At 67.3% G+C, this 643-nt stretch carries 1 protein-coding gene; it reads left to right on the top strand.

The annotated features are described in order from the left end of the window. The coding region (locus RSO01_RS46985; RefSeq protein WP_147157511.1) for a DUF4082 domain-containing protein at positions 1–643 on the top strand (643 nt) is incomplete at both ends.

The raw sequence follows: 643 nt of genomic DNA, 5'->3' as shown, positions 1-643 counted from the left end.
CTCTTCACCATCGACGCCCAGACCGGCGTGCTGCGCTTCGTCAGTAACCCGAACTACGAGGCCCCGGCCGACGCAGGCGCCAACAACGTCTACGACCTGACCGTCAGCGTCAGCGACGGCATCACGCCGGCGGTGACCCAGGCGATCACCGTCAACGTTACCGACCGGGCTGAGAACGGCACCGGCTCGACCGTGTTCGGCCTGACCGACGCGCCGACGACAACCGAGACAACCGACCCGGTCGACTACGAGCTCGGCATGAGATTCACGGCGAACATTGCTGGCAACATCACCGAGCTGCGCTACTTCCGTGGCGCGGCAGACGCGAACGACACTGACACGCGCGTCCTGCACCTGTGGGACGCCGCAGGCGTCCTGCTGGGGTCCGTCACCGTTACCTCCGCCGCGGGCGAATCGGGCTGGCAGATCGGCACCCTCTCGGCGCCGATCGCGATCCAGGGCGGCGCGACCTACGTCGTCTCCTACGGCACCACGCAGAATTATGTCGCCACCGGCAACTACTTCACCGCCGCCCACAGCGGACCCGACGGTGTGTTAACCGCCGGTGTCGCCGGCGGCGTCTTCGCCGAAGGCACGCCCGGTGTCTTCCCGACCGCCACCTACAACGCCTCGAACTACTGGG

Source organism: Reyranella soli (assembly GCF_007992495.1).
Classification (GTDB): Bacteria; Pseudomonadota; Alphaproteobacteria; order Reyranellales; family Reyranellaceae; genus Reyranella; species Reyranella soli.
The sequence above is the reverse complement of the archived record's forward strand: the minus strand, read 5'-3'. Positions and strand labels throughout refer to the sequence as shown.